Genomic DNA, 21943 nt, shown 5'->3' with positions numbered 1-21943 from the left:
TTCCTAGCAGGTTATACCCTGATGATGTTGCCAGTTGCTTTTTCACTCCATTGTCCATTTGTGTCGAATACCCGAACTTCATATCGCTGATCTAAATATTTAAGTTTGCCCTCACTCGGTTCTTCCTCTAAGAGAAAAAAACGTTCAACACCTGAACCCTGAGCATCATCGTAGTTAAATAGTTTTGTATCCCATCTTCTATCGGAACGATTGTATATTCGAATTTCTACTTGTTGTAACGTAGCGCCATTATATGCTTCCGAGCAATTGGTGTCAAAACAAGTGTAGATTCTTACTTGATAGTCACATCCATTAAGACCTCCACAACTTACATTGTGCTTTTCTCCCTTTACTGCTACCTTTGGTCTTTTTAGAATGATAACGGACTCGCTTGCAGTCTGTGAAATGCCAGTAGAATTTTCAACACTGAAATTAATAATGAAGCTTTCATCGGTCAAGGGTGTAAAGTTTAATCTTGATGAACCATATTCTAAAGGAATTATTTCACCAGCCCTGTAAGTTTGCCCATTATGAACTATATAACCTGCATTTATACCGTCAAAATCAAACGTCATTTCATAGGTCACCTCAGGGTTGTGCCCAGCTGTTCCATTTACTACAAATGAAAACGGAAATGGCTGATCTTGAAATAAGTCGACTGACGGTTGTGTTACCGTTAAATCAAATAATTCTTCATATTTCTCATAATCAATATTGATATTTGCTGTTTTTTCTACTTCTGAAGAGGATCGAACAGTAAACTCGATATTGTGATTGGATTCTGAAATTCCAATATATTTTCCTTGAAACGAACCAATGGGCACGGTAAAACTTTCTCCAGCCGCATAAGTGGTTCCCAGATACTCAAAACCACCATTGCTACTTCCTGAAGAGTAGTACATCACATAGGTATCACCACCAATATCCAACTCGGATATATTAAAATTAATATCCACTTCTTCATTTGTGAATGCTTCTGATTCGGTGGCATTAGCAGTAAAATTGTAGTTCTTTGGACTTACCGAAATGGATACTGTAACCGTTTTTTCAAGACCAGTATCGTTCTGCACATAGAAAATCAAATTGATATTGCTCTCGTCTGTACCTTCTAAAGTCCAGTTGAAATTGCCTTTTGGCATATCATAAATATTTCCAGCACTTACTTCCATCCCACTTTCGTTTCGAATCAAAGCGTTACCATTTAAACTGAAGCGCATTGTATAGTCCGAAGAACCGATGCTCTCGGAAATGTTGAAGTTCAAGGAAGTGGTCTCCCCAATTGAGATATCAGATTTTTGACTTCCCGCCGTAAACAAGAAATCGACCTGATTGTAGTTTATCGTTGTGCTTGCAGTATGGGTTACACCAGCATCCGATTCCACACTTAGCACGATATCATGCCGACCTGCTTCCGTTCCCGTATAGACCACATTATTCTCGTTGGGGTTCAACTGAAATTTCTCCCCAGGACCATATTCCGTCCCATTTACCCAAATAGCACTATTCCTACCTGACGAATAGAAGGCCTCATAGTTCGCATTTGCTCCATCGGGAACCTCGTCTATATCGATAATCACATTTACAGGAATGTTTGCAAACTCAGATGTTTTCAATGGTGTAATATTTACTTGAAAATCATTCTGTTTTGTTTCCAAATCGATGATTACAGGGCCTACTACTTGGCCGTAATTATCCGTGATCAAAAATGAAACCTGATGGGAGCCGATGCTTTTGGGGTAATAGAACAATGAAAAATTTCCTAACTCAACGGGATAATCCGTCGAATTTTGGATGTTGTTTCCATTGATTCCAGTAAGCTTACCATTCCCTTCCAAGATTTCATAGGTAAGATTGTATTCTATATTTTCTGTATTCCCGTTAGATTTAATATTAAAATTGAACTGCGACCGTTCGTTCACAAAAACGGAATTACTTTCCGAGTTTCCTGAGAAGGTAAAAGGTATACTGGCAACCTCAATTTCAACACTATCACGTTTGGTCTGTCCGTTGGAATCCCTTATATCAAAGTATATTTTTCTTTTACCCAATTCAGTACTAGTAAATGTGTAATTGTAGGAGTTGGGTACAACGTTTCGAAATTGGCCTGGTTCCATAACACCGCCATTGTGGTCTCGAACAGTTCCACTCCCTTTACTTGTCGTGGCAAACGAATGAGTTATTTCGTATGCTACATCCGATTCTTCATCTTGGGTTTTAAGGTCTATTGCAATGGCCAGATTTGTATCCAACTCCACTTGAGTGGATGCAGCGGTCGTATTGATTGTGAAATCGAGATTTAAGACATTCAAAAGTAGTTGCTCGGTCAAAGAGGCACCATCAGGAGCTTTGGCCGTTACAATCAATTTGTGTTCGCCTAAAGTTTCCGGTAGGTAGCTTAATTCCGAAATTCCTTTTGGTAAGTTAAATGGCTTTCCTGCGTCAAAAATTTCATTTCCAGAATAGAGTTTTCCAGTCCCATTTTCAATCTGATACGTTACTTCAAAGTCACTTTTATTTTCAGGATTCTCGGTTTCTTTATCTCTTAAAAGGGTAATATTTACGGGGTTTTTAGAATTGATTATAAATACGTTGACTCCTTTATTTAGTAAAAAACTAAAGCTTGCGAATTTGGCATTATATAGAAGTTCAATCTCCTTTGTTCTCAAGTTCGAATCCCATGCTGTAAACTTTACCCTATGGGCACCTGTATCGATGGCAACATAATTATATGCCCAGTTACGGTTTTTGATATTTAGAGTATCATTTTGCCTAAGGGTATCACCTTCCATATTCAAAAAGTACCCCCTTGCATTAAAACTGGTGTACTTTAAGTAATAATCGACCGTGGAGATTTCTTTTTCAGGAACCAAGGAAAAAGATGTTCTGCTACTTTCGAAAAGAAAGCTTTCTTCTGGATGTTCTCCCGAAAAGCTAAAATCAAAATCGTCCAAAATGACATCCTCAAAATTCTTGCTGCAAGCAAATACAAGAATGGAAACTAGGGTTAAAAGACCCATTATGATTTTGGTAGGTGTATATTGATTTTTCATTTTCAATTGGTTTAAAACAAAAAATAGCGTAATCCTATACCCGCGTAGGGATAGAAGTTTCCGACGTCACTATTCACATGGTAATATTCATTCGCTTTTATCAACAATGAAAAATCATTGCTAAGCGTTATTTCCCCTTCCAACCCAACGAAACCTCCATATATGAATTGGCTTTTGGCGTTGATTACAGCTCCAGTTTCCAATAGACTATTTCCATTGTTTATGACCTCGTACCCGAAGATGGCCCCACCTCCGAGGTTGAGTGCATACTTTTTAAAATTCTTTTGTTCCCAAACCCTTATAAAATAGCCCGGTTGCACAGTAAAAATATTGTAAGGAATATTGAAGGAGCCTTTTTCCTCTGCTATAGCTGCGAATACACTTAATTGAGCATATCGATTTCGGTTCAAATGATAATTGTAGGTGCCCATGACCCCAAACCCGTCCTCAGCATAACCGCCGCTTATGCCTATAGAAGAAGCATAGTTGCTACCTTGGGAAAAGGCAAAAGGCATAATGAAAAGTGCTATTAACAGTATCTTTATTTTCATGGTTTAGAAGTGTATTGGATTGTTAATGATTTCATGACCAACCTTCAAGGAAAGGTTTCGATTACCGGATTCCTCATCCAGTTCTACAACGACTTCTTTCTTTTCATCCAAAGCGAATTTTTTGAATACAAGAACAAAATGGTCACAAATTCCCTGTTATCGAGGTTTAAATTAAGTAGAGCTTTTAAATTTATGACGTTATCTAGCGTAAGTTTCACCAACTGAATTTAACTTTGATAATTACAATCATTAAATCTTGATTGCTATTTAAACTATCTTTCATTTTAATGAACTACTAAGTCCAAGTGCTTTAAAATAACAAAGTCCATTAAGTAAACCTGTTCATATTATGTCTTAAATCGTAAGCCAGTTGGACTTGATGGTGGATGCTGGAACTCGAGGCCGTCATACTCTAGTAAATAAGGCCTACTATACTCCATGAGGCCTTGCAGCTCTCAAACCCGGTCGGTGGTGATTCTAAATAACATTATATGTTAAAGAAAGGTTAGGTGGGAATTTAGACATGGCTTCATATTATGCTTGAGGATAAAAGTGAAAAATTTAACTTCAGCAAAAAAGTTTTGCTGTTTGAGTCACCATAAAAATAGAACCTATGGATAGGTTTTTATCGTTTCCTTTGGTTTAATAATGAGTTTTTTCGTAATAATAATGGTCGAGAATGATTTAGCGTAAAGTTAGTTCTAAAGGGCAACCTTTACAAACTACACCTTTTGTAAAGAGTTAAAGTTGAGCCCTTTTTTTTAATCATTCAAATTAACATTTCTATCAAAACCCAATTTGAGTTTTGGTTGTTCCGAATTGATTTAATAGTTAGAATTGAACCCTATATAAGAGATGTGTCCAAAATTTGATGTCAAATAGAATAGTTTAAAATAATTGGATAAAAATTAAAAATGTTGTACATATGTTGTACAGAAACAAAAAACCCAAGACTTGAATCTTGGGTTTCCCTTTAAATACTAGTAGCGAGAGCGGGACTTGAACCCGCGGCCTCCGGGTTATGAATCCGACGCTCTAACCAGCTGAGCTACCTCGCCTTGTTTTCAACCGTAACGGTTTTTTAAACGGCTGCAAATATAAAGTTTAATTTTCGCTCCGTCAACATTCACCAATCAAAAAATTATTCTCATACTTTTATTTTTTAATCTTATTTAAATATATATATTGCTTATACTAAATCGAATGAAAGCATGAGCGATAAAACCAAATTTGAACTGGAGTTCGTTATACAATCATCTCCCCAGATGTTGTACCAATATCTGGCGACACCTTCGGGCCTCTCTGAGTGGTTCGCGGACAATGTGAACTCGCGGGGCGAGATTTTCAGTTTTATTTGGGACGGGTCGGAAGAAGAGGCCAAGATGCTCAAAAGAAAAAGTGATGAGTTCGTCAAATTTGCTTGGGAAGAAAGTGATGACGATACCTACTTCGAAATGAAGATCATCGTTGATGAAATCACCAAGGACGTTTCCCTTTTTATTACTGATTTTGCCGACGAAGATGAGATCGATGAAGCCAAGATGCTATGGGAGAACCAAGTAAGTGATTTAAAGCAGGTTCTGGGATCTAAATAATACAAGCGAACACGCTATGTTCGAACCTTGAATATGTCAAGGTTTTTTTATGACACTTTTCCACCCCTTTATAAATCGACCGGAATGGTAAATTACAATGGGCAGTTGCTACCCGCCACCACTACTTTTCTAAACCACGAAAATAGAGGCCTCCGCTATGGCGATTCGCTGTTTGAGACCCTACGCGTAGTCGATGGCAAAGTTATTTTTTGGGAAGATCACTATTTGCGCTTGATGGCTTCTATGCGCATACTGCGAATGGCGATTCCGATGGAGTTCACTATGGAATTTTTGCAGGAGGAGATCATCAAGACCATAACGGCCAATACCCTGAACGGTTCGCCAGCACGGGTCCGCTTAACGATCTTTCGGAATGGAGGCGGTTTTTATTTGCCTGATTCGAACCAGGTTTCTTATTGTATTGAATGTAACCCTTTAAAGGCGCCTTTCTACACCATGGCGGAAGGACCCTACGAAATCGAGCTTTTCAAGGATTTTTATGTCAACGATGATCTCACGGCGACCCTCAAGACCAATAATAAGGTCATCAATGTGGTAGGAAGTATTTATGCACGGGAAAACGGCTATCAAAATTGCCTTCTCTTGAATACCAACAAACAGATTACCGAGACCTTAAACGGAAATATCTTTATGGTGAACGGTACCGTAGTAACTACCCCGCCGATAGAAGATGGCTGCCTAAACGGCATCATACGTAAAAAGATCATCGAAATTCTAGGGAAACTAGAGGGGTATACCTTAAAAGAATATTCCATTTCGCCTTTTGATCTTCAAAAGGCCGATGAGCTGTTTATGACCAATTCCATATCGGGTATTCGATCCATCACAAAATATAGAAAGAAGGACTTCGAGCGCAAGGTCGCCACGGATCTGCTGGGTAAACTGAACGCTCTTTCTAGACTTACTTAATTCAGACTAGGGTTTTCAGGGGCATTGGACCATAAAAGATAATCGCCACCGAGTTGAAGCATTTTTTCTTTCCAAAATGCGGCTGTCGACTTTCTAATAATCTCACTTTGGTATTCGTTTTTGACCACGATCCACGAGTTGGAGGAAAGCTCTTCATCCAGTTGAAGCGAGGCCCAGCCCGAGTAGCCCAAAAAGAAACGGATATCTTCTTCCGAGATTTCTTTTCTATTGATCAGTTCAATGGTCTTTTCAAAATCCCCTCCCCAAAAAATACCATCCGAAATTTCAATGCTATCGCTGATCAGATGCGGTACCGTATGTATGAAATAAAGATTGTCTTGTTCTACTGGCCCACCATTGTACACCCGAAAGGGAACGAAGATTTCCGTGACAAGGTCGTTGATATGATACTCCAATGGTTTATTCAGTATAAAACCCACAGAGCCCTCGTCATTATGCTCGGCAATAAGTACTACCGATCTATTGAACGCAACGTCGCCGGTGAGCGCCGGTTCTGCAATTAGCAATTTTCCTTTTTTTGGTTTAAGCTTGATCATGTATCGAATACTTCACTTCTCTAAAATAAGATAATTCCTATAAAAACCAAAAAGCCTTAAATCAATAAAGCACCTCACTTGCGTGAGATGCTTTATCATATAATATCGCTATGAACTAGTTTACCGCTTTGCCTAAATCAGCACCTGCCTTAAACTTCACTACGTTTTTAGCTGCAATCTGGATTGTTTTTCCAGTTGATGGATTTCTTCCTTCTCTAGCGTTTCTTTTAGATACAGACCAAGATCCGAAACCTACTAAAGAAACACGGCCACCTTTTTTAAGAGCACCTTCAACATTTCCCAAGAAAGACTCTAAAGACTTCTTTGCTGCTGCTTTTGTGATGCCAGCGTCGGCTGCCATTGCGTCGATTAATTCTGTTTTGTTCATAATGTGATTAAATTAATTGTTGTTAAAATAGTTTTAAACGTCTAACAAATTTATACGGATTTGCGTTGAACACAAGTGAAATCGGGGGAAATACCCCATTTTGTTGATAACTCAGGGCGTTTGTTGATAAAGTAGGGTGTTTTTTAGGGTTCTCGCAGCCCAATGAGAATGGGACTTCAGCTAAGAAACGCCTTTTTTTCCAATTTAAGCCCATTTAAGATATCGCTGGTTTTCATCCTTCTTTTACCCGGAAGCTGCATTTCCAAGATGGAGATGAAACCCTCTTTGACCGCTACCTTGAGTTCTTTTTTATCGAAAACCACTGTGCCGATTACATGTTGATGCGTCTCCCGCTCTTTGGTAACGGCATAAATTTTGACCGAAAGTTGCGTATCGCCCGTAGTCAAGGTGCTCCAGGCAGCAGGGTAGGGGCTTAGGCCCCTAATATGATCGTAAATGGCGTCGATTGACTTTGACCAATCGATTGCACAGGTTTCCTTATGGATCTTATAGGCCGTCTTCAAGCCCTCGGTATCGGTCTGCCTTACTGTTGTAACGGTTCCGTCAGTAATCTGCCTAACCGTTTGCGCAACCAAATTTGAGCCCATCACCATTAACCGGTCGTGAAGGGTACCGGCCGTATCATGTTCCGCAATAGGGGTACGATCTTGCAGTATGATCTCACCGGTATCTATTTTGTCATCGATAAAAAAAGTGGTGACCCCGGTTTCTTTTTCTCCGTTGATGAGTACCCAATTAATGGGTGCTGCGCCGCGGTAGTTGGGCAAAAGGGAGGCGTGTAGGTTAAAAGTGCCGTATTCGGGCATGTTCCATACCACCTTCGGAAGCATCCTAAACGCTACTACGATCTGCAAATTGGCACGCAGTTCGGCCAGAGCGGTTAGAAAATCCTCATTTTTCAAGTTGGTCGGTTGTAAAACGGGCAACCCTTTTTTCAATGCGTATGTTTTGACTGCGGATTGCTGTAGCTTTCTTCCCCTGCCCGCAGGCCGATCCGGGGCCGTAATCACTCCTACAATGGTATGGTCACATTCCACTAGTTTTTCTAATGTTGCAACTGCAAAATCAGGCGTTCCCATAAATAGGATTCGTAAGTCTTTCATGCTATGTTAATTCATATTGGTTCATTGGGTTGATCTTTATACGACCCTCCTCCAATAATTCGCTAATGGAGGCCAATAGAGCAGCCTCGCTTAATTGTAATTTTTCAATCAGTTCCCTTGAACTATGTCGGTGTTCTTCCAAAAGGGAGAGTACGGCCGTCTTGATCATCTCTTTAGGTAGGTCTTCCCCTTTATTTCGCAAACAAATATCGCATATACCGCAATCTACTTCACTATGTTCCCCAAAATACCGCAATAACTGTTTGCTCCTGCAGGCTTTCTGATCAGATGCGTACCGTAACATATGTCTGAGGTTACTCACTTTGATCGCTTGCCGTTCTTTGACCTTCTTGGCGAAAACATTGATGGTGCGCTCATCTTCCCGCGGGACCAAAAAAGTGATTTCGATATCACTGTGCTGGGCGGTGTAATCGATGATCTCGTCCTTTTGAAGTTGGCCTAGTACTTGTGTGACCAGCTCTTCTGTACAGGCGGCTTTGGTCGCAATGAGGCGTGTATTGATTTTGGTGTCAAAATCGAAGATTCCACCATAGGTTCTCAATAGGGTCTGAGCTATGGCCACGAGGTGCCTGTTGTTTTCGAAATAGGTGGATAATACATCTTTAGACGCCAAAAAGCGCACAGTGGTCTTCTTGGAAAATGATTCGCTCAAAGCTATTACGGAGTATTGGTCTAAGATCCGGAGTACGTTATAGGTCAGTAGTGGTTTTAGCTGGTATAGGGAACAAAAGGTGTTAAAGTCCAATTGAAAGGTCTGATCATGACCTTCGCCGTACGGAATTTGAAAATAGGAATTCAATTTACGGTATACTTGTCGAAGATGAACGGTATCGGGTAAGGTGCCTAAAAATTGTTGTTCCGCTCGCTTGATATCAGTGGCATTGGTAATGAGAATGGCTTTGGCCCGTTGACCATCCCTTCCGGCCCTTCCGGCTTCCTGAAAGTAGTTTTCCAAACAGTCCGGAAGCTGATAGTGAACCACAAGTTCCACATCGGGTTTGTCAATGCCCATGCCGAATGCATTGGTCGCTACCATGATCTTGGTGTGGTCGTTTAACCAGCCATTCAAACGTTTTTCCTTTTCCTTTCTGGGAATTCCTCCATGAAAATAGGTGGCGTTACAGCCATTTGAAGTGAGGTATACCGCGATTTCTTGCGCTAATCTTCTAGTGCGCACATAGACAATGGCGCTCTTTTCAAGACGGGTACACAATACCTTCAAACGGTATCGCTTATCTTCTTCCCAAAGTACTTTAAAGGCAATGTTATTACGTAAAAAAGAATCCGTGACCTTCAACGGTGACGTAAGTTTCAAACTATCGAGGATGTCTTGGGCTACTTGCTTGGTGGCCGTTGCGGTGAGGGCAATGAGCGGTGCTTCAGGAACAAGGGCACGTAATTTTTCGCATTCCAGGTATGCGGGACGGAAATCATGGCCCCATTGCGAAATACAATGGGCTTCATCAATAGCGATCAGATTGACGTTCATCTGACGGATACGTGACTGTACCATATCTTGTTGCAGTCGTTCTGGAGAGAGATAGAGAAATTTATAGTTACCGAAAATACAGTTATCCAATAAGGCGCCGACTTCGTCAAATGAAATCCCACCGGTCAACGCAATTGCCTTGATTCCGATGGTCTTAAGATGTGCTACCTGATTTTGTATGAGCGCTATCAAAGGAGAGACCACTATGCAGATTCCGTCGGTAGCCAGCGCTGGAATTTGAAAGCAGACTGATTTTCCTCCACCTGTCGGTAAAAGGGCAAGTACATCTTGCCGCGCCAGCACCGCATTGATAATTCTTTCCTGAGATCCCCTGAACGTGGTGTAGCCCCAAAACTGCTGTAAAATTTCTTTTGGGTCTTTGTTCACGTTTTGTTCTTTATGGCATCTAGAATATAAGCCGCGCGCTCGGCAACGGCCATTTTGGGCACCATTTCAACCTCATAACCCAATTGCGTATACGAATGGGTCAGGCAACGGTGCACTTGAAGGCTTTCTTCATAGTTTTCAAAGCGCTCATTGTCCGAAACGTGGATTTCCTTCCAAGGGGGCATGATAAACACATGATCATAGGGATGATCGGTACATGCTTTTTCAAAATCGGTTCCGTATGCCTGTCCGAAACAGTCCATATAAGCCAAGACATCAGGAATACCGCGATCAAAAAACACCACCTCGTCCGTAGCGACACCTTTTAAGGAATGATATTGTGACACACGGGCATTCAAAATACGTTCGTTGAATTCTTTGGGGTCCGCAACGGATACGATAGGGTTCGTCTTGAAAACTAGGTCGTTCTTTTCCTCTTTTTGAGCTAAGGTCATCAGCCGAATGACCTCGTGAAGACAAGGGTAACCCAAGTTTTCCAGATATTCGATAACAGATGTTTTACCTGTACTCGGGCCACCGGTGATGACTATTTTCTTTGTGCTCAAACGAAAAATTTTATCCCTACAAAAGTAATCAAACCCCTAGGATAATAAAATCGGGCCGAAGCGCTATCTTTGTTTAAAAGTTACGGTATGGATAGCCAAAAGTCAGAAGAATTCTATAAGAGACTGAAAGTACAACTAGCCGAGAACACCAAATGGCCCTCAAATTATCTTTATAAATTCATCGTACCATCCGATGAGTTGAAAATCAAACAAATAGAGAAAATATTTGACAATACAGGTGCGGTAATCGAATCAAAGCAATCAAAGAAGGGCACCTACACGAGCCTATCGGTGACGGTGCATTTGAAAGATCCCGACGCGGTAATCGAAAAATATAAGCAAGTCGGTACCGTTGAGGGCGTTATCTCACTATAAAATAGCTATTCTTGCATAATTTTGCTAATTTGCATGCGTTATAAGAATACTTCCTTATACTTTTTATTTACGAAAAACTTTTCAATTTGAATTTAGTAGAGAATTTACAATACAATACGGAACGCGCGCATTTGATCATTCCGGAATACGGACGTCATTTTCAGAAAATGGTAGACTTTGCGGTTTCCATTGCGGATAGAGAGGAAAGAAATCGAGTCGCTCAGGCCATTATAAGTGTGATGGGCAATATGCAGCCCCATTTGAGGGATGTGCCTGATTTTCAACATAAACTGTGGGATCAATTGTTCATCATGTCCAATTTTAAATTGGATGTCGATTCACCATTTCCGATCACTTCGGAAGAAGTACTGCGCCAACGTCCTGAACCACTGCCTTATCCTCAGAATCATCCCAAGTACCGTTTTTATGGGAATAACATCAAACGTATGATCGATGTTGCGGTAAAATGGGAAAAAGGCGATATGCGCGATGGATTGGAATACGCCATTGCCAATCACATGAAAAAGTGCTACCTGAACTGGAACAAGGACACCGTCGACGATAAGGCGATTTTTGCACATTTGTATGAATTGAGCGATGGTCAGATAAACTTGAACGCCGAAGATGAAATTCTAACCGAAAGTGGTCAGTTCCTTAAAAACCGGGTTGCTAAAAATGTACGTAGCAATTCGGGCAAAAAAAATCAACGAAACAATCGCGGTAAGAAGCGATACTAACCTGCTCCAGCCTACATGGGAACATTTAAAATAGAGGGAGGGCACCAACTTTCAGGTGAAATCACTCCTCAAGGTGCTAAAAACGAAGCACTGCAAATTCTTTGTGCAGTACTATTGACCCCAGAAAAAGTAACCATAAGCAATATTCCTGATATTGTTGACGTCAACAAACTTATTGCGCTTTTGAAAGATTTGGGCGTAAAGGTTGAAAAAGGAGGCAGGGGTACGTACGCGTTCCAAGCCGACGATGTTGATTTAGAGTATTTACAATCGGCTCAATTCAAAAAAGATGGGAGCGGACTTCGAGGATCGATTATGTTGGTCGGACCTTTATTGTCACGTTTTGGCAAAGGCTATATTCCCAAACCTGGAGGAGATAAAATCGGTCGACGCCGATTGGACACCCATTTCGAAGGTTTTATCAAGCTCGGTGCAAAATTCAGGTACAATCGTGAAGAATATTTCTATGGAGTCGAGGCCGATACCCTGACGGGTACCTATATGCTTTTAGATGAGGCATCCGTAACCGGAACTGCCAATATCGTTATGGCCGCAGTACTTGCGGAGGGTACGACCACTATTTATAATGCCGCATGTGAGCCCTACCTCCAGCAGTTATGCAAGATGTTGAACCGTATGGGCGCTAAGATTTCAGGTGTAGGATCAAATTTATTGACCATAGAAGGTGTAGATGGCTTGGGAGGTACCGAACACACCATGCTTCCTGATATGATCGAAATTGGCAGTTGGATCGGTCTTGCGGCAATGACCCGTAGCGAGTTGACCATCAAGAACGTTAGTTGGAACGATTTGGGCCAGATTCCATCGGTGTTTCAAAAGCTCGGCATACAATTAGAGCGACGGGGCGATGATATTTACATTCCTGCCCATACCGACGGATATGAAATACAGAATTATATCGATGGTTCTATCCTGACTATTGCCGATGCCCCATGGCCCGGTATGACTCCTGATTTGTTGAGTATTATTTTGGTGATGGCAACACAGGCCAGGGGAGAAGTGGTCATTCATCAAAAAATGTTCGAAAGTCGGTTGTTCTTTGTAGACAAACTTTTAGATATGGGTGCCAAGATCATCTTGTGCGACCCCCATAGGGCCACCGTTATCGGTCATGATTTCAAGTCGACCTTAAAGGCCACTACGATGACCTCGCCTGATATTCGTGCGGGGGTCTCGTTATTGATTGCCGCACTTTCCGCCAAAGGTACTTCGACTATTCATAATATCGAACAGATCGATCGTGGGTACGAAGATATCGATACGCGTCTTAGGGCGATCGGTGCGAAAATCGAAAGAGTTTAAGGTCAAGCCAAAAACCGGATGTAGACTTCCGCTATTATCGAGATATCAAGTAACTACTTCGTTTCCAGACTTCCATCAGGATATTTTGCGAACCTTCCCTGTTCCCGATCATGTACGTTATCGGCATAAGGCCAGGGCCATCCACCAAATTGAGTGAGCTGGTAGTCTTGTATTGTTGCGCTGATTTCCTCTTGGGTGTTCATGACAAAAGGCCCATGTTGTACTACAGGTTCGTCAATCGGTTTTCCCTGCAATATGATAAAATGTACGGTGGTATCACCCGCTTGAATAGTGACATCTTCGCGAGAGGCTAAACCAATACCATGGTTGGCTTTTATCTTTTCATCTTGAATGGTTAGTTCAGCGCCCTCATAAAAGTAAAGGTTACGAGATACTTCGGTGAGGGCTTTCGGTAGTGTAAAAGCACTATGGGCATCCATATGGATATTCCAGATCGCAACCTCATTTTTCGGATCTGCTGCCCAAGAATCAGGAGCTGGGGTTGGAGCTGCCGTACCCCTGTAATCACCGGCAATCACTTTTATCCGTACCTGGTTTTCCCTTACGATGGGAATGTCTTCATGCCATAACATCTTGAAATGAGGGTCTACGAACTTTGATGTACTGGGAAGGTTGAGCCATATTTGAAACAACTCTAAAGGATTTTCTTGATCCTTGTACAACAAGGGAAACATTTCGGAATGCTGTACGCCCCGTCCGGCGGTCATCCACTGTACATCACCTTGCCCGAATCTTCCCGCTGCTCCTAAGGAGTCTGAATGATCACAAAAACCCTTATTGACAATCGTAATGGTCTCGAACCCTCTATGTGGGTGATAGGGAAAACCGGGAATGGTCTGTCCGTGATACATACGCCATCCGTCTTTAACGATGAAGTCATTCCCTAGGTTACGGCCTTCTAAACTTGCCTCCGGCCCCATTTGATCATTTCCTTTCGGATAGTGGTCTAAATGGTAAACGCTAAATAAAAAGGGATCCTCCGTTTGCCACGGAAACCCTAATGGAAAAATGGATTTTATGGTTTTGCTCATTACAGTATCGGTTATTCGTCTGTGGTATCGTATTTAATGAAAGCCGCTGTTCGCCTCAATTGCGTTAATGTTCGGCCGTATTGATTTCGATCCAATAGCCGTCTGGATCTTGGATATATATTTGACGTACCTTATCGGTTCGTGTGGTGACCGCATTCTTCTTCCCTGGCCAATCCCAATAAGTAATATGGTTCGCTTCCAAATGTGCGATGACGCCGTCCAGGTCTTGTGTGGAGAGGCATAAGTGCATGGATTTGTTTTTTTCAAAAGGAACAAAATCACGCTGGATCAGGTGCACATGTGAATTGCCGCTCACCACAAACCATCGAATCGTTGGAGGATTGTCAGGGTGTGGCGTTTCTTTAAGCCCTAGAATAGAACCGTAAAAGTCCGCACTTACATTGACGTCTTTCACTACTATGGATTGATGGTCAAACTGGTAATCAAACGATTGTGCGTTAAATTGGTACGCTACCAGGAATGCCACAAGGGAAATTATTTTTTTCATCGGTTCAATAGTTTGCTTCAAGCAATGTACTCAAATTTTGAGAACGGTGCTTTGCTTTAACAGTCCTTCCACGATCAAATATTGGGCTAGGGCGTAACAACCCATAATCCAAAGGCTTGCGAATGGTATTTGCTTTTTGAACATATCTATGGCCAGTATACTATCGGAGCATACGAAGCACAAGGCTCCCATGCCGACCCATAAAAAACTGTGGGCGTTCACATTACGAAAGCGCGCCAAAGCGCTGATGGCCATAAATAAGATGGCAAGAACATACGCCAAAACCGGATAGGCCAATGTGCCTAATGAAGGCTTTAGGTAAAGAAATAATAGGGTTCCATATATGAAGAGCAGTAGGGCTATGACATAAAGGATGATGGGCGGTCTCTTGTTCCTTTTTTTAGAAAAGATGAAACCATAAAGTAGGTGGGCCAGTAAAAAAGAAGTAAGCCCTAAAACAAAATAGAGGCTCGAATAGGCCTCAAAGAGCAAAAATACATCTCCGAATAACGACAGGATCAAAGCACAACCGCTAAGAACGTACGTACGCTTTTCAAGGTGCGTACCCAAGCGTAGAAAATAAACCAGTAGGGAAATTAGAATTAGGGGTTTAGAAATCACCCGAAATTCTGTAAGACCCAAATGCCCTAAAACGATATCACTTAAGACAATACCGAAAAAGACATACTTGAAATATCTAGGGGATTTACGGTACAATTTACCCTTTAACACCACGTAACAAACGAATTGAATTACCCGACAAAATTCACTGAATTGTGTGTTCCGTCACAATAGGGTTTGTTTTGGGATGCGCCGCACCGGCAAAAGGCCGTGGTGCGGGTTTTCTTAGCAAGGGAACCATCCGTGCCTGCGACCTCTAGGTCACCATGTACCAATAAAGGACCATTGGCCATCACCTGAACCTTGGTCTCCGTAGTGGTATCGACTTGTTCGTTCTCACCATCGATTTCATAGGTCAACGCCGCGGAAGGGCACTTGGCGATTTGTGCTTTCAAGTCCTCAATGCTCGCTTGCTCTGCCTTGATCCATGGTTTTTCATTCGGATTATACACTTCGGGAAGTGTCTTCACGCAAATTTCGGAATGAATACACAATTTTGGCTTCCAAACCACATTTAAACCTCCGTTCTTGTATTTTTTGATGATTTCGCGTTCTGCCATAGTTATGCAATGTTAATGCCCCGTAAGACTAGTTTTTTCCATTCAGGGTGCTTTTTGATATACCCCGCTACAAAAGGACACATGGGTATCAGGATCAATTCTTTTTCGTCGATGTCCTCTAGTACGCTTTTGACGATTTGCGACCCCAGGCCTCTTCCCTCCAATGATCGCGGAACTTCTGTATGGGTCAAATAGATTTTGTTCAGTGCCCGAATATACTCAATGCGCACGATTTCGCCATCAACATGCATTTCATATTGCTTCGCCTCTTGATTATCGATAATGTCCATATCAACTAGTTTTTGGAAACAGGAATTGGTGGTGGGCCGTCGATCATGGGCTTGTATACCTCGTCTCCTTTTCTCATCTTAAATTCCTCTTTTACCTCAGTGACCATCTTAGGATTCTCGAAAAGGTCTACCGCGGTCATTCCTAAGGCCTTCGAGGCATAGATCATACCCTTGTGCCCTATGGACATTCCCCCGCAGGCCACTACGGCCCAAGAGTGCCAAGGTGTGTCCTTGGGTGCTACCGTAACTCCGAGATTGATATTGGGTACATTCCAGCTGACATCGCCCACATCGGTAGACCCCCCTCCAGGGTTTTCTTCCGTTTCTTTAAGCGGGTAGATTTGGCTGTCCATGCCAACTTCTGGTTTTCCGGTAGCCTTTTGAATGGCTTTACCAAAAGCGGTTTCTTCTTCTGTATAGCTTATTGGCCCTAAGAGTTCGAGGTTGTTTTGCATGATTTCGCCACCTGAACGATTGACCAAAGTTTCGTAAATGCCCGATACCAAAGAGATTTCGTAATCTACGTTGGCCATGATAGCAGCACCTTCGGCCATAGCCTTTACCCGCTCATATGTGGGTAACATTTTCGAACGTTTCGGGTCTCGTACACGCACCCATAATTTGGCATAGTCGGGTACCACATTGACCACTTGACCGCCGTCTTGAATATGGTAGTGTATCCGTGAGCTTGGCAAAATATGTTCACGGTAGTAATTGATTCCTGACGTGTATAGTTCCAAGGCATCGGAAGCACTGCGTCCGTTCCATGGATCTGCTGAGGCATGGGCCGTTTGACCGTGAAATTCGACAATGAAATCGATTAGGGATAATCCCGTTTGTACATCCGCTTCGATACCTGCTGAAGGATGCCAGCTTAGATTCACATCCACATCGTCCCAAAGTCCTGCTTCTACCATCCATACCTTGGCAAAAAACTTTTCTTCCGCCGGGGTACCTAAGAATTTAATGGTTCCCTTGAGTTTTCCGGCCTCCATGAGTTCTTTGACCGCAATGGCCGCTGCCAAACTTGAGGTTCCGAACATATTATGACCACATCCGTGTCCTGCAGCTCCCTCCTCATAGGGCTCTTTCACCGGTGACGCCTTTTGCGAAATACCGGGCAGGGCATCAAACTCCCCTAAAATACTAATGACCGGTTTTCCAGAGCCATAGGTAGCCGTAAAAGCGGTCGGTATATTGGCCACTCCACGTTCGACGGTGAGTCCATTCTTTTCAGCATAATCGGCTAGTATTTTTGAAGATTCGGATTCTTCGAAAGCCGTCTCGGCCGCCGCCCAAATGGCGTCGCTTATCTTAATAAGTTCGGCCTTGTGCTTTTCGACCGATGCCGTAATCGCTTTTTTGTTTTTTGACATTTTCTGCGCCGATACCGAAAAGGCAAGAAGGAGTACTATTGGGAGTAAACATTTTTTCATTGTCGTGTATTTGAATTAGCTATTGTATTTCGATTTCATATGGTTGTAACCCGATTCGATCAATTGGGTCAGCACGGCCATATCCACATTCGATAATCGAGTAATGTAAAGACATGACTTCCCGGTTTTGTACTTCCCGAGTTTTGCTAAAAGCTCAGGATAACGCACATGCCCGGTATTGTAAAGGGCAATATTTTGCTTCCTTGGTGAAAAACCAGCTAAGAGCATATCACCCTCACGACCCGAGTCGTATTTGTAGTGGTAACTTCCGAATCCAATCAGTGAATTGCCCCAGAGTATAGGGGGGTGCCCTGTTATCTTTTTATAAAGCCCCAATAAGACCATGCTATCGGAACGCCTGGTCTCGTTAGTAACTGTATCGATAAATTCCTGTACGGAAGTCGAAGTAGGTCTTGTTTTGTTCTCGGATGCCATGATATTCTCGTCTGACGATCCTAAATATACTAAAAAGGGATTAGGCTACCGCCTCCTTATAAATTTTTAGACAGCGCTCTCGGGCCATTTTGTGATCTACCATTTTTTGTGGGTAGGTGAGTTCCTGTAAATCGGGAACCCATTTGTTGATATACGCCCTTTGTTTGTCGAATTTATCTACTTGGGTCATGGGATTGAAAATCCTGAAATACGGGGCGGCATCCACTCCGCTACCGGCTGCCCATTGCCAATTACCTACATTGGCACTCATGTCGTAGTCCAGCAGTTTTTTCGCAAAATAGGCTTCGCCCCAACGCCAATCGATCAGCAGATGCTTGCATAGAAAACTTGCTACGAGCATGCGCACACGGTTATGCATATACCCTGTGGCATTGAGCTCTCGCATTCCGGCATCGACCAAGGCATACCCGGTTTCGCCTTTTTTCCATTTTTCGAATTCCGTTTCGCTATTGCGCCATGCGATGCGGTCGTATTTTGGTCGAAACGATCGCTGCGCGGTGTGAGGGAAATGCCAGAGAATCTGCATAAAAAATTCACGCCAGATCAGCTCGTTCCAGAAAACTTCGTTCTTTTCGGCAATCGCTTTTTTCATCAGCTGACGTACCGAAACGGTGCCGAACCGCAAATGGGGCCCCAAACGGGAGGTGCCATTTTCCTTTGCCGGAAAGTTACGGGTATCCTCATAATTGGAGATTAAAGAGGGAGACGCATTGTATTCCGGAACTGTAATCGACGATTTTTTAAACCCCATTTCTTCCAACGACACCTGGGGTAACTCCTTTTCATCCAGCAGATTGGAAAATAGGGGAGCGGTCTTATGCGCTTCGAGTAGTGATGCGTTGAAGCGTTCTTTCCATTTGTTTTTATAAGGGGTATAGACCACATACGGAGAACCATCGTCTTTAACTACCTCGCTTTTTTCAAAAATCACTTGGTCTTTAAACGTATGAAACAGGCATCGCTTTTTGTTCAGCAATGCTTCGATCTGTTCATCGCGTTGCTTGGCATAAGGTTCGTAATCGTGATTGGTATACACTTCCTGAATTTCATAATTTTCGAAAAGATTTTCCCATACCGCTTGTGGTGTTCCGTGAAAAAGGGCCAAGTCGGCACCGTATTTTTCTTGAAGTAACCCACGCATTTGTTGAAGGGTCTCAAAAATAAAACTTACCCTGGCATCGTCTTTGGGCAGTTCGTCTAAAATCTCTTTATCGAAAATGAAGATCGGTAGTACAGGATGTTCCCCTTCAAGGGCCTTTCGAAATCCGACATTATCTTCCAAACGCAGGTCACGACGGAACCAGAAAACCGAAACTTTTTTTGCCATTTAATTGATATTTAGAGTAGAGATTCCTCCATCTACGCCTACTACCTGCCCGGTCATCCATGTGCTCTTATCGCTCAATAAAAATACGGCGATATTTGCAATGTCACCAGCTTCACCGACACGTTTCAGTGGATGGCGTTCCGACATCATCTCACGCTTACGGTCGTTGCTCAACAGTCGTTTTGCCAGAGGGGTATCGACCAATGAGGGAGCAATTGTGTTGATCCTGATTTTTGGGGCATATTCAGCAGCGAGCGCCTTGGCGAAACCTTCAATGGCTCCTTTTGCTGCGGCCACACTGGTGTGAAAGGGCATACCGGACCCCACGGCCACCGTGCTGAAGAAAACCATGCTCGCCCCTTCGGCCATTCGGGGCATGATCAACTTTACTATTTTGACCATGCTGAAGAAGTTGAGTTGCATATCTTCATGAAAGGTTTCAAGACTTAACATTTTAAAAGGTTTGAGGTTGATACTTCCCGGACAGTAGGCAAAGCCATGAATCTCCTCCGGGAGCTGTGACAGCTCTAAATCATCGGCCAATACATCGAAAGGTAGGTGTGTAACACTTAGCCCTTCCAGATCATCATTGGTTCTTGAAGCTACGGTAACCTGGTATTCTTGACTAAGCGTCTTGGCAATGGAACGCCCTATACCATGCGAACCTCCTATTAAGAGTATATTTTTCATGCTGTTTATATGGATTTTAATTCTAAAAAGTTCCGTGACCCTTCGACCTTCCCAAAAAGTTCGATCAATTTCTTTTCGCGGTACGCAAATATTTGTTTTAACTGCTTTTTCACCAGAATCGGATGTGCCAATTGGCCCAGAATCCCAAAGGGAATTTTATAGTCGATAATATCCTCCATTTCCACTCCCTGGTCTACACTTTTTAAAAAGTGTTTGTGGTGCCAGAGCGCGTAGGGTCCGAAACGCTGTTCGTCCACAAAATATTCTCCCTCCTTCACGTGAGTGATTTCGGTTACCCATTTGGTAGCATACCCAGGGAAAGGCGATACCTTGTATTGAATGATTTGGCCAGGAAACATAGGTCGATCCGCACCGGAAAGAATATGAAAACCCATATGTTCAGGAGTAATACGTTTGAGATTGGCCGGGCTAGAAAGAAAATCCCACGCCTCTTCTAGTGAAATGGGAAGCCGTTGCTTCGAATGCAGTTGATATAACTTCATAGTATCGATTTGAACAAAGATAAGTGCATTTTTGTTTAATAAAAACCATTTGTGGTTAAACAATTTATAATTTACCTGTACATTTCTGGTTTTGATTTGAACTGAGGAGATTGAAAGGTACCGTTCATCCAATAATTCAAACGAATAGCTTACATTTTTGTAATTTTCCGTTACAATGAAAGGATTTCATATCATACTGCTGTTATTTTTGGTGTCATTCTCCAATGGGCTATCCGCTCAAGCGAATGTACAGGAGCTTGGAAATCTTCCTACTACCGTTTCCGAGACTTCCGGACTACTGTTTCACAACGGGCGATTGATTACGCATAATGATTCGGGAAATACTCCGCAACTATTTGAAATAGATACCCTTACCCTAGAGATCACAAGAACGATTACACTGACCAATGCGGAAAATGTCGATTGGGAAGATTTGGCTCAAGACAATGAAGCTATTTATGTAGGCGATTTTGGAAATAACGTAGGTACCCGAGAAAATCTCGTCATCTATCGCATTACTAAAGAAATGTACGAAGCAGCGAATACTGTGCAAGCCGAACGCATAAATTTTCGCTATCCGGACCAGGTAGATTTTTCAAATACCGGCAACAGCGATTGGGATGCGGAGGCGTTCATTGTTCTTGATGATCGGCTAGTTGTCTTTACCAAGCAGTGGGTAAGCAACGGCACAGTGGCCTACTCCATACCCAAAACGCCCGGAGTACATATTGCGGAACGGTTAGCGGAATTTGACTCGAATGGTTTGGTAACCGGAGCAACCTACAACCCTATTTCCGATGTTCTCTTTTTAATCGGATATTCGTCCATACTAGGGCCCTTCACCCTTCGGGTCGATGCTCCGAATATCGGGTCTATTTTCGGTACTGCTCCGACAAAGATCCCGTTTGGCGGCGGGCTAGCACAAATAGAGGGTATTACCTATGTGGATGTGGACACTTATTTTGTCTCATCCGAGTTTTTTACGAATGCGAGCCCCGCCATTACATTAGATTCCAAATTGTTTTCCTTTACGACCACCGATACGCCAAATGGTAATGAAGAAGAGGAGGAGGAAGAAGAGGAAAAGGAGGAGGAGATCCTGAATCCAGAGCCCCAAGAAAACAGTTTAGTACTGTATCGTCCCCTTGATTCCGATTTCTTGGAATATGAACTCATTACCGACCGTGCGTTATACGGAAGAGGCCTGTTTGACTCTGGTGGAAAACGCCTGCAATATATTAGGGCAGCGGAGATCGAAAACAATCGTATCGACATAGCATCATTGAGTAGTTCAGTGTATTACCTTGCCTTTTATCTTGACAATGGTGTACTGGTGAAGGCCTTTGCCAAATAATGGATTTCTACTTTTTATTTTAAGAATTCCTTAACGAATCAAGCAAGGGTTTA

At 42.6% G+C, this 21943-nt stretch carries 23 protein-coding genes and 1 tRNA gene; 6 read left to right on the top strand and 18 right to left on the bottom strand.

Going from position 1 to position 21943, the window contains the following annotated elements:
• Positions 1–11 precede the first annotated feature (11 nt).
• The 3 genes from ACKWCA_RS14260 to ACKWCA_RS14250 form a co-directional block, all read right to left on the bottom strand.
• Complete coding sequence (locus ACKWCA_RS14260) at positions 12–3050, bottom strand: TraQ conjugal transfer family protein (protein ID WP_413978883.1); 3039 nt, start codon at positions 3048–3050, stop codon at positions 12–14.
• A gap of 11 nt (positions 3051–3061) precedes the next feature.
• Positions 3062–3601 carry a conjugal transfer protein TraO gene (locus ACKWCA_RS14255; protein WP_413978882.1) on the bottom strand — a complete coding sequence of 180 codons (540 nt, stop codon included), beginning with the start codon at positions 3599–3601 and terminating at the stop codon, positions 3062–3064.
• A gap of 984 nt (positions 3602–4585) precedes the next feature.
• Positions 4586–4659 (bottom strand) — tRNA-Met (locus ACKWCA_RS14250).
• 153 nt (positions 4660–4812) lie between these two features.
• Between ACKWCA_RS14250 and ACKWCA_RS14245 the strand changes: the two genes are divergently transcribed.
• Both ACKWCA_RS14245 and ACKWCA_RS14240 read left to right on the top strand, forming a co-directional pair.
• Positions 4813–5196 carry an START-like domain-containing protein gene (locus ACKWCA_RS14245; protein ID WP_413978881.1) on the top strand — a complete coding sequence of 128 codons (384 nt, stop codon included), beginning with the start codon at positions 4813–4815 and terminating at the stop codon, positions 5194–5196.
• An 84-nt stretch (positions 5197–5280) separates the two neighbouring features.
• Positions 5281–6126, top strand: coding sequence for an aminotransferase class IV (locus tag ACKWCA_RS14240; RefSeq protein ID WP_413978907.1), 846 nt, complete (start codon positions 5281–5283; stop codon positions 6124–6126).
• Here ACKWCA_RS14240 and ACKWCA_RS14235 read toward each other — a convergent pair.
• The 5 genes from ACKWCA_RS14235 to ACKWCA_RS14215 all read right to left on the bottom strand — a co-directional run bounded on the left by ACKWCA_RS14235 (position 6123) and on the right by ACKWCA_RS14215 (position 10658).
• Complete coding sequence (locus ACKWCA_RS14235; protein ID WP_413978880.1) at positions 6123–6683, bottom strand: YqgE/AlgH family protein; 561 nt, start codon at positions 6681–6683, stop codon at positions 6123–6125. The genes ACKWCA_RS14240 and ACKWCA_RS14235 overlap by 4 nt on opposite strands.
• A 115-nt stretch (positions 6684–6798) precedes the next feature.
• Positions 6799–7071, bottom strand: a complete 273-nt coding sequence (locus ACKWCA_RS14230) for an HU family DNA-binding protein (protein ID WP_413978879.1) — start codon at positions 7069–7071, stop codon at positions 6799–6801.
• A gap of 176 nt (positions 7072–7247) precedes the next feature.
• Positions 7248–8195: a methionyl-tRNA formyltransferase gene (gene fmt / locus ACKWCA_RS14225; protein WP_413978878.1), complete on the bottom strand. Its 948-nt coding sequence runs from the start codon at positions 8193–8195 to the stop codon at positions 7248–7250.
• 1 nt (position 8196) lies between these two features.
• On the bottom strand, positions 8197–10092 hold the full coding sequence (locus tag ACKWCA_RS14220) for a RecQ family ATP-dependent DNA helicase (RefSeq protein ID WP_413978877.1): 1896 nt from the start codon (positions 10090–10092) through the stop codon (positions 8197–8199).
• Positions 10089–10658: an AAA family ATPase gene (locus tag ACKWCA_RS14215; protein ID WP_413978876.1), complete on the bottom strand. Its 570-nt coding sequence runs from the start codon at positions 10656–10658 to the stop codon at positions 10089–10091. The genes ACKWCA_RS14220 and ACKWCA_RS14215 overlap by 4 nt, the downstream gene beginning before the upstream one ends.
• Positions 10659–10745: 87 nt before the next feature.
• On the opposite strand from ACKWCA_RS14215, the gene ACKWCA_RS14210 reads away from it, so the two are divergent.
• The 3 genes from ACKWCA_RS14210 to murA all read left to right on the top strand — a co-directional run bounded on the left by ACKWCA_RS14210 (position 10746) and on the right by murA (position 13093).
• Positions 10746–11033: a DUF493 family protein gene (locus ACKWCA_RS14210; RefSeq protein ID WP_413978875.1), complete on the top strand. Its 288-nt coding sequence runs from the start codon at positions 10746–10748 to the stop codon at positions 11031–11033.
• 86 nt (positions 11034–11119) lie between these two features.
• Complete coding sequence (locus ACKWCA_RS14205; RefSeq protein WP_413978874.1) at positions 11120–11770, top strand: DUF4290 domain-containing protein; 651 nt, start codon at positions 11120–11122, stop codon at positions 11768–11770.
• Between the two features lie 15 nt (positions 11771–11785).
• Complete coding sequence (gene murA / locus ACKWCA_RS14200) at positions 11786–13093, top strand: UDP-N-acetylglucosamine 1-carboxyvinyltransferase (RefSeq protein WP_413978873.1); 1308 nt, start codon at positions 11786–11788, stop codon at positions 13091–13093.
• Between the two features lie 53 nt (positions 13094–13146).
• Here the strand turns inward: murA and ACKWCA_RS14195 are convergent, their stop codons facing one another.
• The 10 genes from ACKWCA_RS14195 to ACKWCA_RS14150 form a co-directional block, all read right to left on the bottom strand.
• Positions 13147–14145 carry a pirin family protein gene (locus ACKWCA_RS14195; protein ID WP_413978872.1) on the bottom strand — a complete coding sequence of 333 codons (999 nt, stop codon included), beginning with the start codon at positions 14143–14145 and terminating at the stop codon, positions 13147–13149.
• Between the two features lie 64 nt (positions 14146–14209).
• Positions 14210–14653 (bottom strand): VOC family protein, encoded by a 444-nt coding sequence (locus ACKWCA_RS14190; protein ID WP_413978871.1) that lies wholly within the window; start codon positions 14651–14653, stop codon positions 14210–14212.
• 30 nt (positions 14654–14683) lie between these two features.
• The gene (locus ACKWCA_RS14185) at positions 14684–15385 is read right to left on the bottom strand and encodes a lysoplasmalogenase (protein WP_413978870.1); all 702 of its coding nucleotides are present in this window, start codon (positions 15383–15385) and stop codon (positions 14684–14686) included.
• Between the two features lie 20 nt (positions 15386–15405).
• Entirely contained in the window at positions 15406–15834 is a 429-nt protein-coding gene (locus ACKWCA_RS14180; protein ID WP_413978869.1) for a (4Fe-4S)-binding protein, read from the bottom strand.
• A gap of 2 nt (positions 15835–15836) precedes the next feature.
• Positions 15837–16124, bottom strand: coding sequence for a GNAT family N-acetyltransferase (locus ACKWCA_RS14175; protein ID WP_413978868.1), 288 nt, complete (start codon positions 16122–16124; stop codon positions 15837–15839).
• Positions 16125–16129: 5 nt separating this feature from the next.
• A complete protein-coding gene (locus tag ACKWCA_RS14170; RefSeq protein WP_413978867.1) occupies positions 16130–17560 on the bottom strand; it encodes an amidohydrolase in 1431 nt (476 codons plus the stop codon).
• 15 nt (positions 17561–17575) lie between these two features.
• Positions 17576–17995: a DUF1801 domain-containing protein gene (locus tag ACKWCA_RS14165; RefSeq protein ID WP_413978866.1), complete on the bottom strand. Its 420-nt coding sequence runs from the start codon at positions 17993–17995 to the stop codon at positions 17576–17578.
• 40 nt (positions 17996–18035) lie between these two features.
• The gene (locus tag ACKWCA_RS14160) at positions 18036–19343 is read right to left on the bottom strand and encodes a cryptochrome/photolyase family protein (protein ID WP_413978865.1); all 1308 of its coding nucleotides are present in this window, start codon (positions 19341–19343) and stop codon (positions 18036–18038) included.
• Positions 19344–20033 carry an SDR family NAD(P)-dependent oxidoreductase gene (locus ACKWCA_RS14155; RefSeq protein WP_413978864.1) on the bottom strand — a complete coding sequence of 230 codons (690 nt, stop codon included), beginning with the start codon at positions 20031–20033 and terminating at the stop codon, positions 19344–19346.
• 5 nt (positions 20034–20038) lie between these two features.
• Positions 20039–20536, bottom strand: coding sequence for an SRPBCC family protein (locus ACKWCA_RS14150; protein ID WP_413978863.1), 498 nt, complete (start codon positions 20534–20536; stop codon positions 20039–20041).
• A gap of 175 nt (positions 20537–20711) precedes the next feature.
• Between ACKWCA_RS14150 and ACKWCA_RS14145 the strand changes: the two genes are divergently transcribed.
• Positions 20712–21890 (top strand): T9SS C-terminal target domain-containing protein, encoded by a 1179-nt coding sequence (locus tag ACKWCA_RS14145; protein WP_413978862.1) that lies wholly within the window; start codon positions 20712–20714, stop codon positions 21888–21890.
• The last annotated feature ends 53 nt before the right edge of the window (positions 21891–21943 follow it).

The sequence above is a fragment of the Maribacter corallii genome, from assembly GCF_047345415.1.
GTDB lineage: Bacteria > Bacteroidota > Bacteroidia > Flavobacteriales > Flavobacteriaceae > Maribacter_C.
This window is presented reverse-complemented; position numbering and strand designations above follow the sequence as displayed.

What these genes read in the sequence shown, in the direction of transcription:
- ACKWCA_RS14260 (WP_413978883.1), bottom strand. Translation starts at nt 3,050, where the DNA reads ATGAAAAATCAATATACACCTACCAAAATCATAATGGGTCTTTTAACC.
- ACKWCA_RS14255 (WP_413978882.1), bottom strand. Translation starts at nt 3,601, where the DNA reads ATGAAAATAAAGATACTGTTAATAGCACTTTTCATTATGCCTTTTGCC.
- ACKWCA_RS14245 (WP_413978881.1), top strand. Translation starts at nt 4,813, where the DNA reads ATGAGCGATAAAACCAAATTTGAACTGGAGTTCGTTATACAATCATCT.
- ACKWCA_RS14240 (WP_413978907.1), top strand. Translation starts at nt 5,281, where the DNA reads ATGGTAAATTACAATGGGCAGTTGCTACCCGCCACCACTACTTTTCTA.
- ACKWCA_RS14235 (WP_413978880.1), bottom strand. Translation starts at nt 6,683, where the DNA reads ATGATCAAGCTTAAACCAAAAAAAGGAAAATTGCTAATTGCAGAACCG.
- ACKWCA_RS14230 (WP_413978879.1), bottom strand. Translation starts at nt 7,071, where the DNA reads ATGAACAAAACAGAATTAATCGACGCAATGGCAGCCGACGCTGGCATC.
- fmt (WP_413978878.1), bottom strand. Translation starts at nt 8,195, where the DNA reads ATGAAAGACTTACGAATCCTATTTATGGGAACGCCTGATTTTGCAGTT.
- ACKWCA_RS14210 (WP_413978875.1), top strand. Translation starts at nt 10,746, where the DNA reads ATGGATAGCCAAAAGTCAGAAGAATTCTATAAGAGACTGAAAGTACAA.
- murA (WP_413978873.1), top strand. Translation starts at nt 11,786, where the DNA reads ATGGGAACATTTAAAATAGAGGGAGGGCACCAACTTTCAGGTGAAATC.
- ACKWCA_RS14195 (WP_413978872.1), bottom strand. Translation starts at nt 14,145, where the DNA reads ATGAGCAAAACCATAAAATCCATTTTTCCATTAGGGTTTCCGTGGCAA.
- ACKWCA_RS14190 (WP_413978871.1), bottom strand. Translation starts at nt 14,653, where the DNA reads ATGAAAAAAATAATTTCCCTTGTGGCATTCCTGGTAGCGTACCAATTT.
- ACKWCA_RS14180 (WP_413978869.1), bottom strand. Translation starts at nt 15,834, where the DNA reads ATGGCAGAACGCGAAATCATCAAAAAATACAAGAACGGAGGTTTAAAT.
- ACKWCA_RS14175 (WP_413978868.1), bottom strand. Translation starts at nt 16,124, where the DNA reads ATGGACATTATCGATAATCAAGAGGCGAAGCAATATGAAATGCATGTT.
- ACKWCA_RS14170 (WP_413978867.1), bottom strand. Translation starts at nt 17,560, where the DNA reads ATGAAAAAATGTTTACTCCCAATAGTACTCCTTCTTGCCTTTTCGGTA.
- ACKWCA_RS14165 (WP_413978866.1), bottom strand. Translation starts at nt 17,995, where the DNA reads ATGGCATCCGAGAACAAAACAAGACCTACTTCGACTTCCGTACAGGAA.
- ACKWCA_RS14160 (WP_413978865.1), bottom strand. Translation starts at nt 19,343, where the DNA reads ATGGCAAAAAAAGTTTCGGTTTTCTGGTTCCGTCGTGACCTGCGTTTG.
- ACKWCA_RS14155 (WP_413978864.1), bottom strand. Translation starts at nt 20,033, where the DNA reads ATGAAAAATATACTCTTAATAGGAGGTTCGCATGGTATAGGGCGTTCC.
- ACKWCA_RS14150 (WP_413978863.1), bottom strand. Translation starts at nt 20,536, where the DNA reads ATGAAGTTATATCAACTGCATTCGAAGCAACGGCTTCCCATTTCACTA.
- ACKWCA_RS14145 (WP_413978862.1), top strand. Translation starts at nt 20,712, where the DNA reads ATGAAAGGATTTCATATCATACTGCTGTTATTTTTGGTGTCATTCTCC.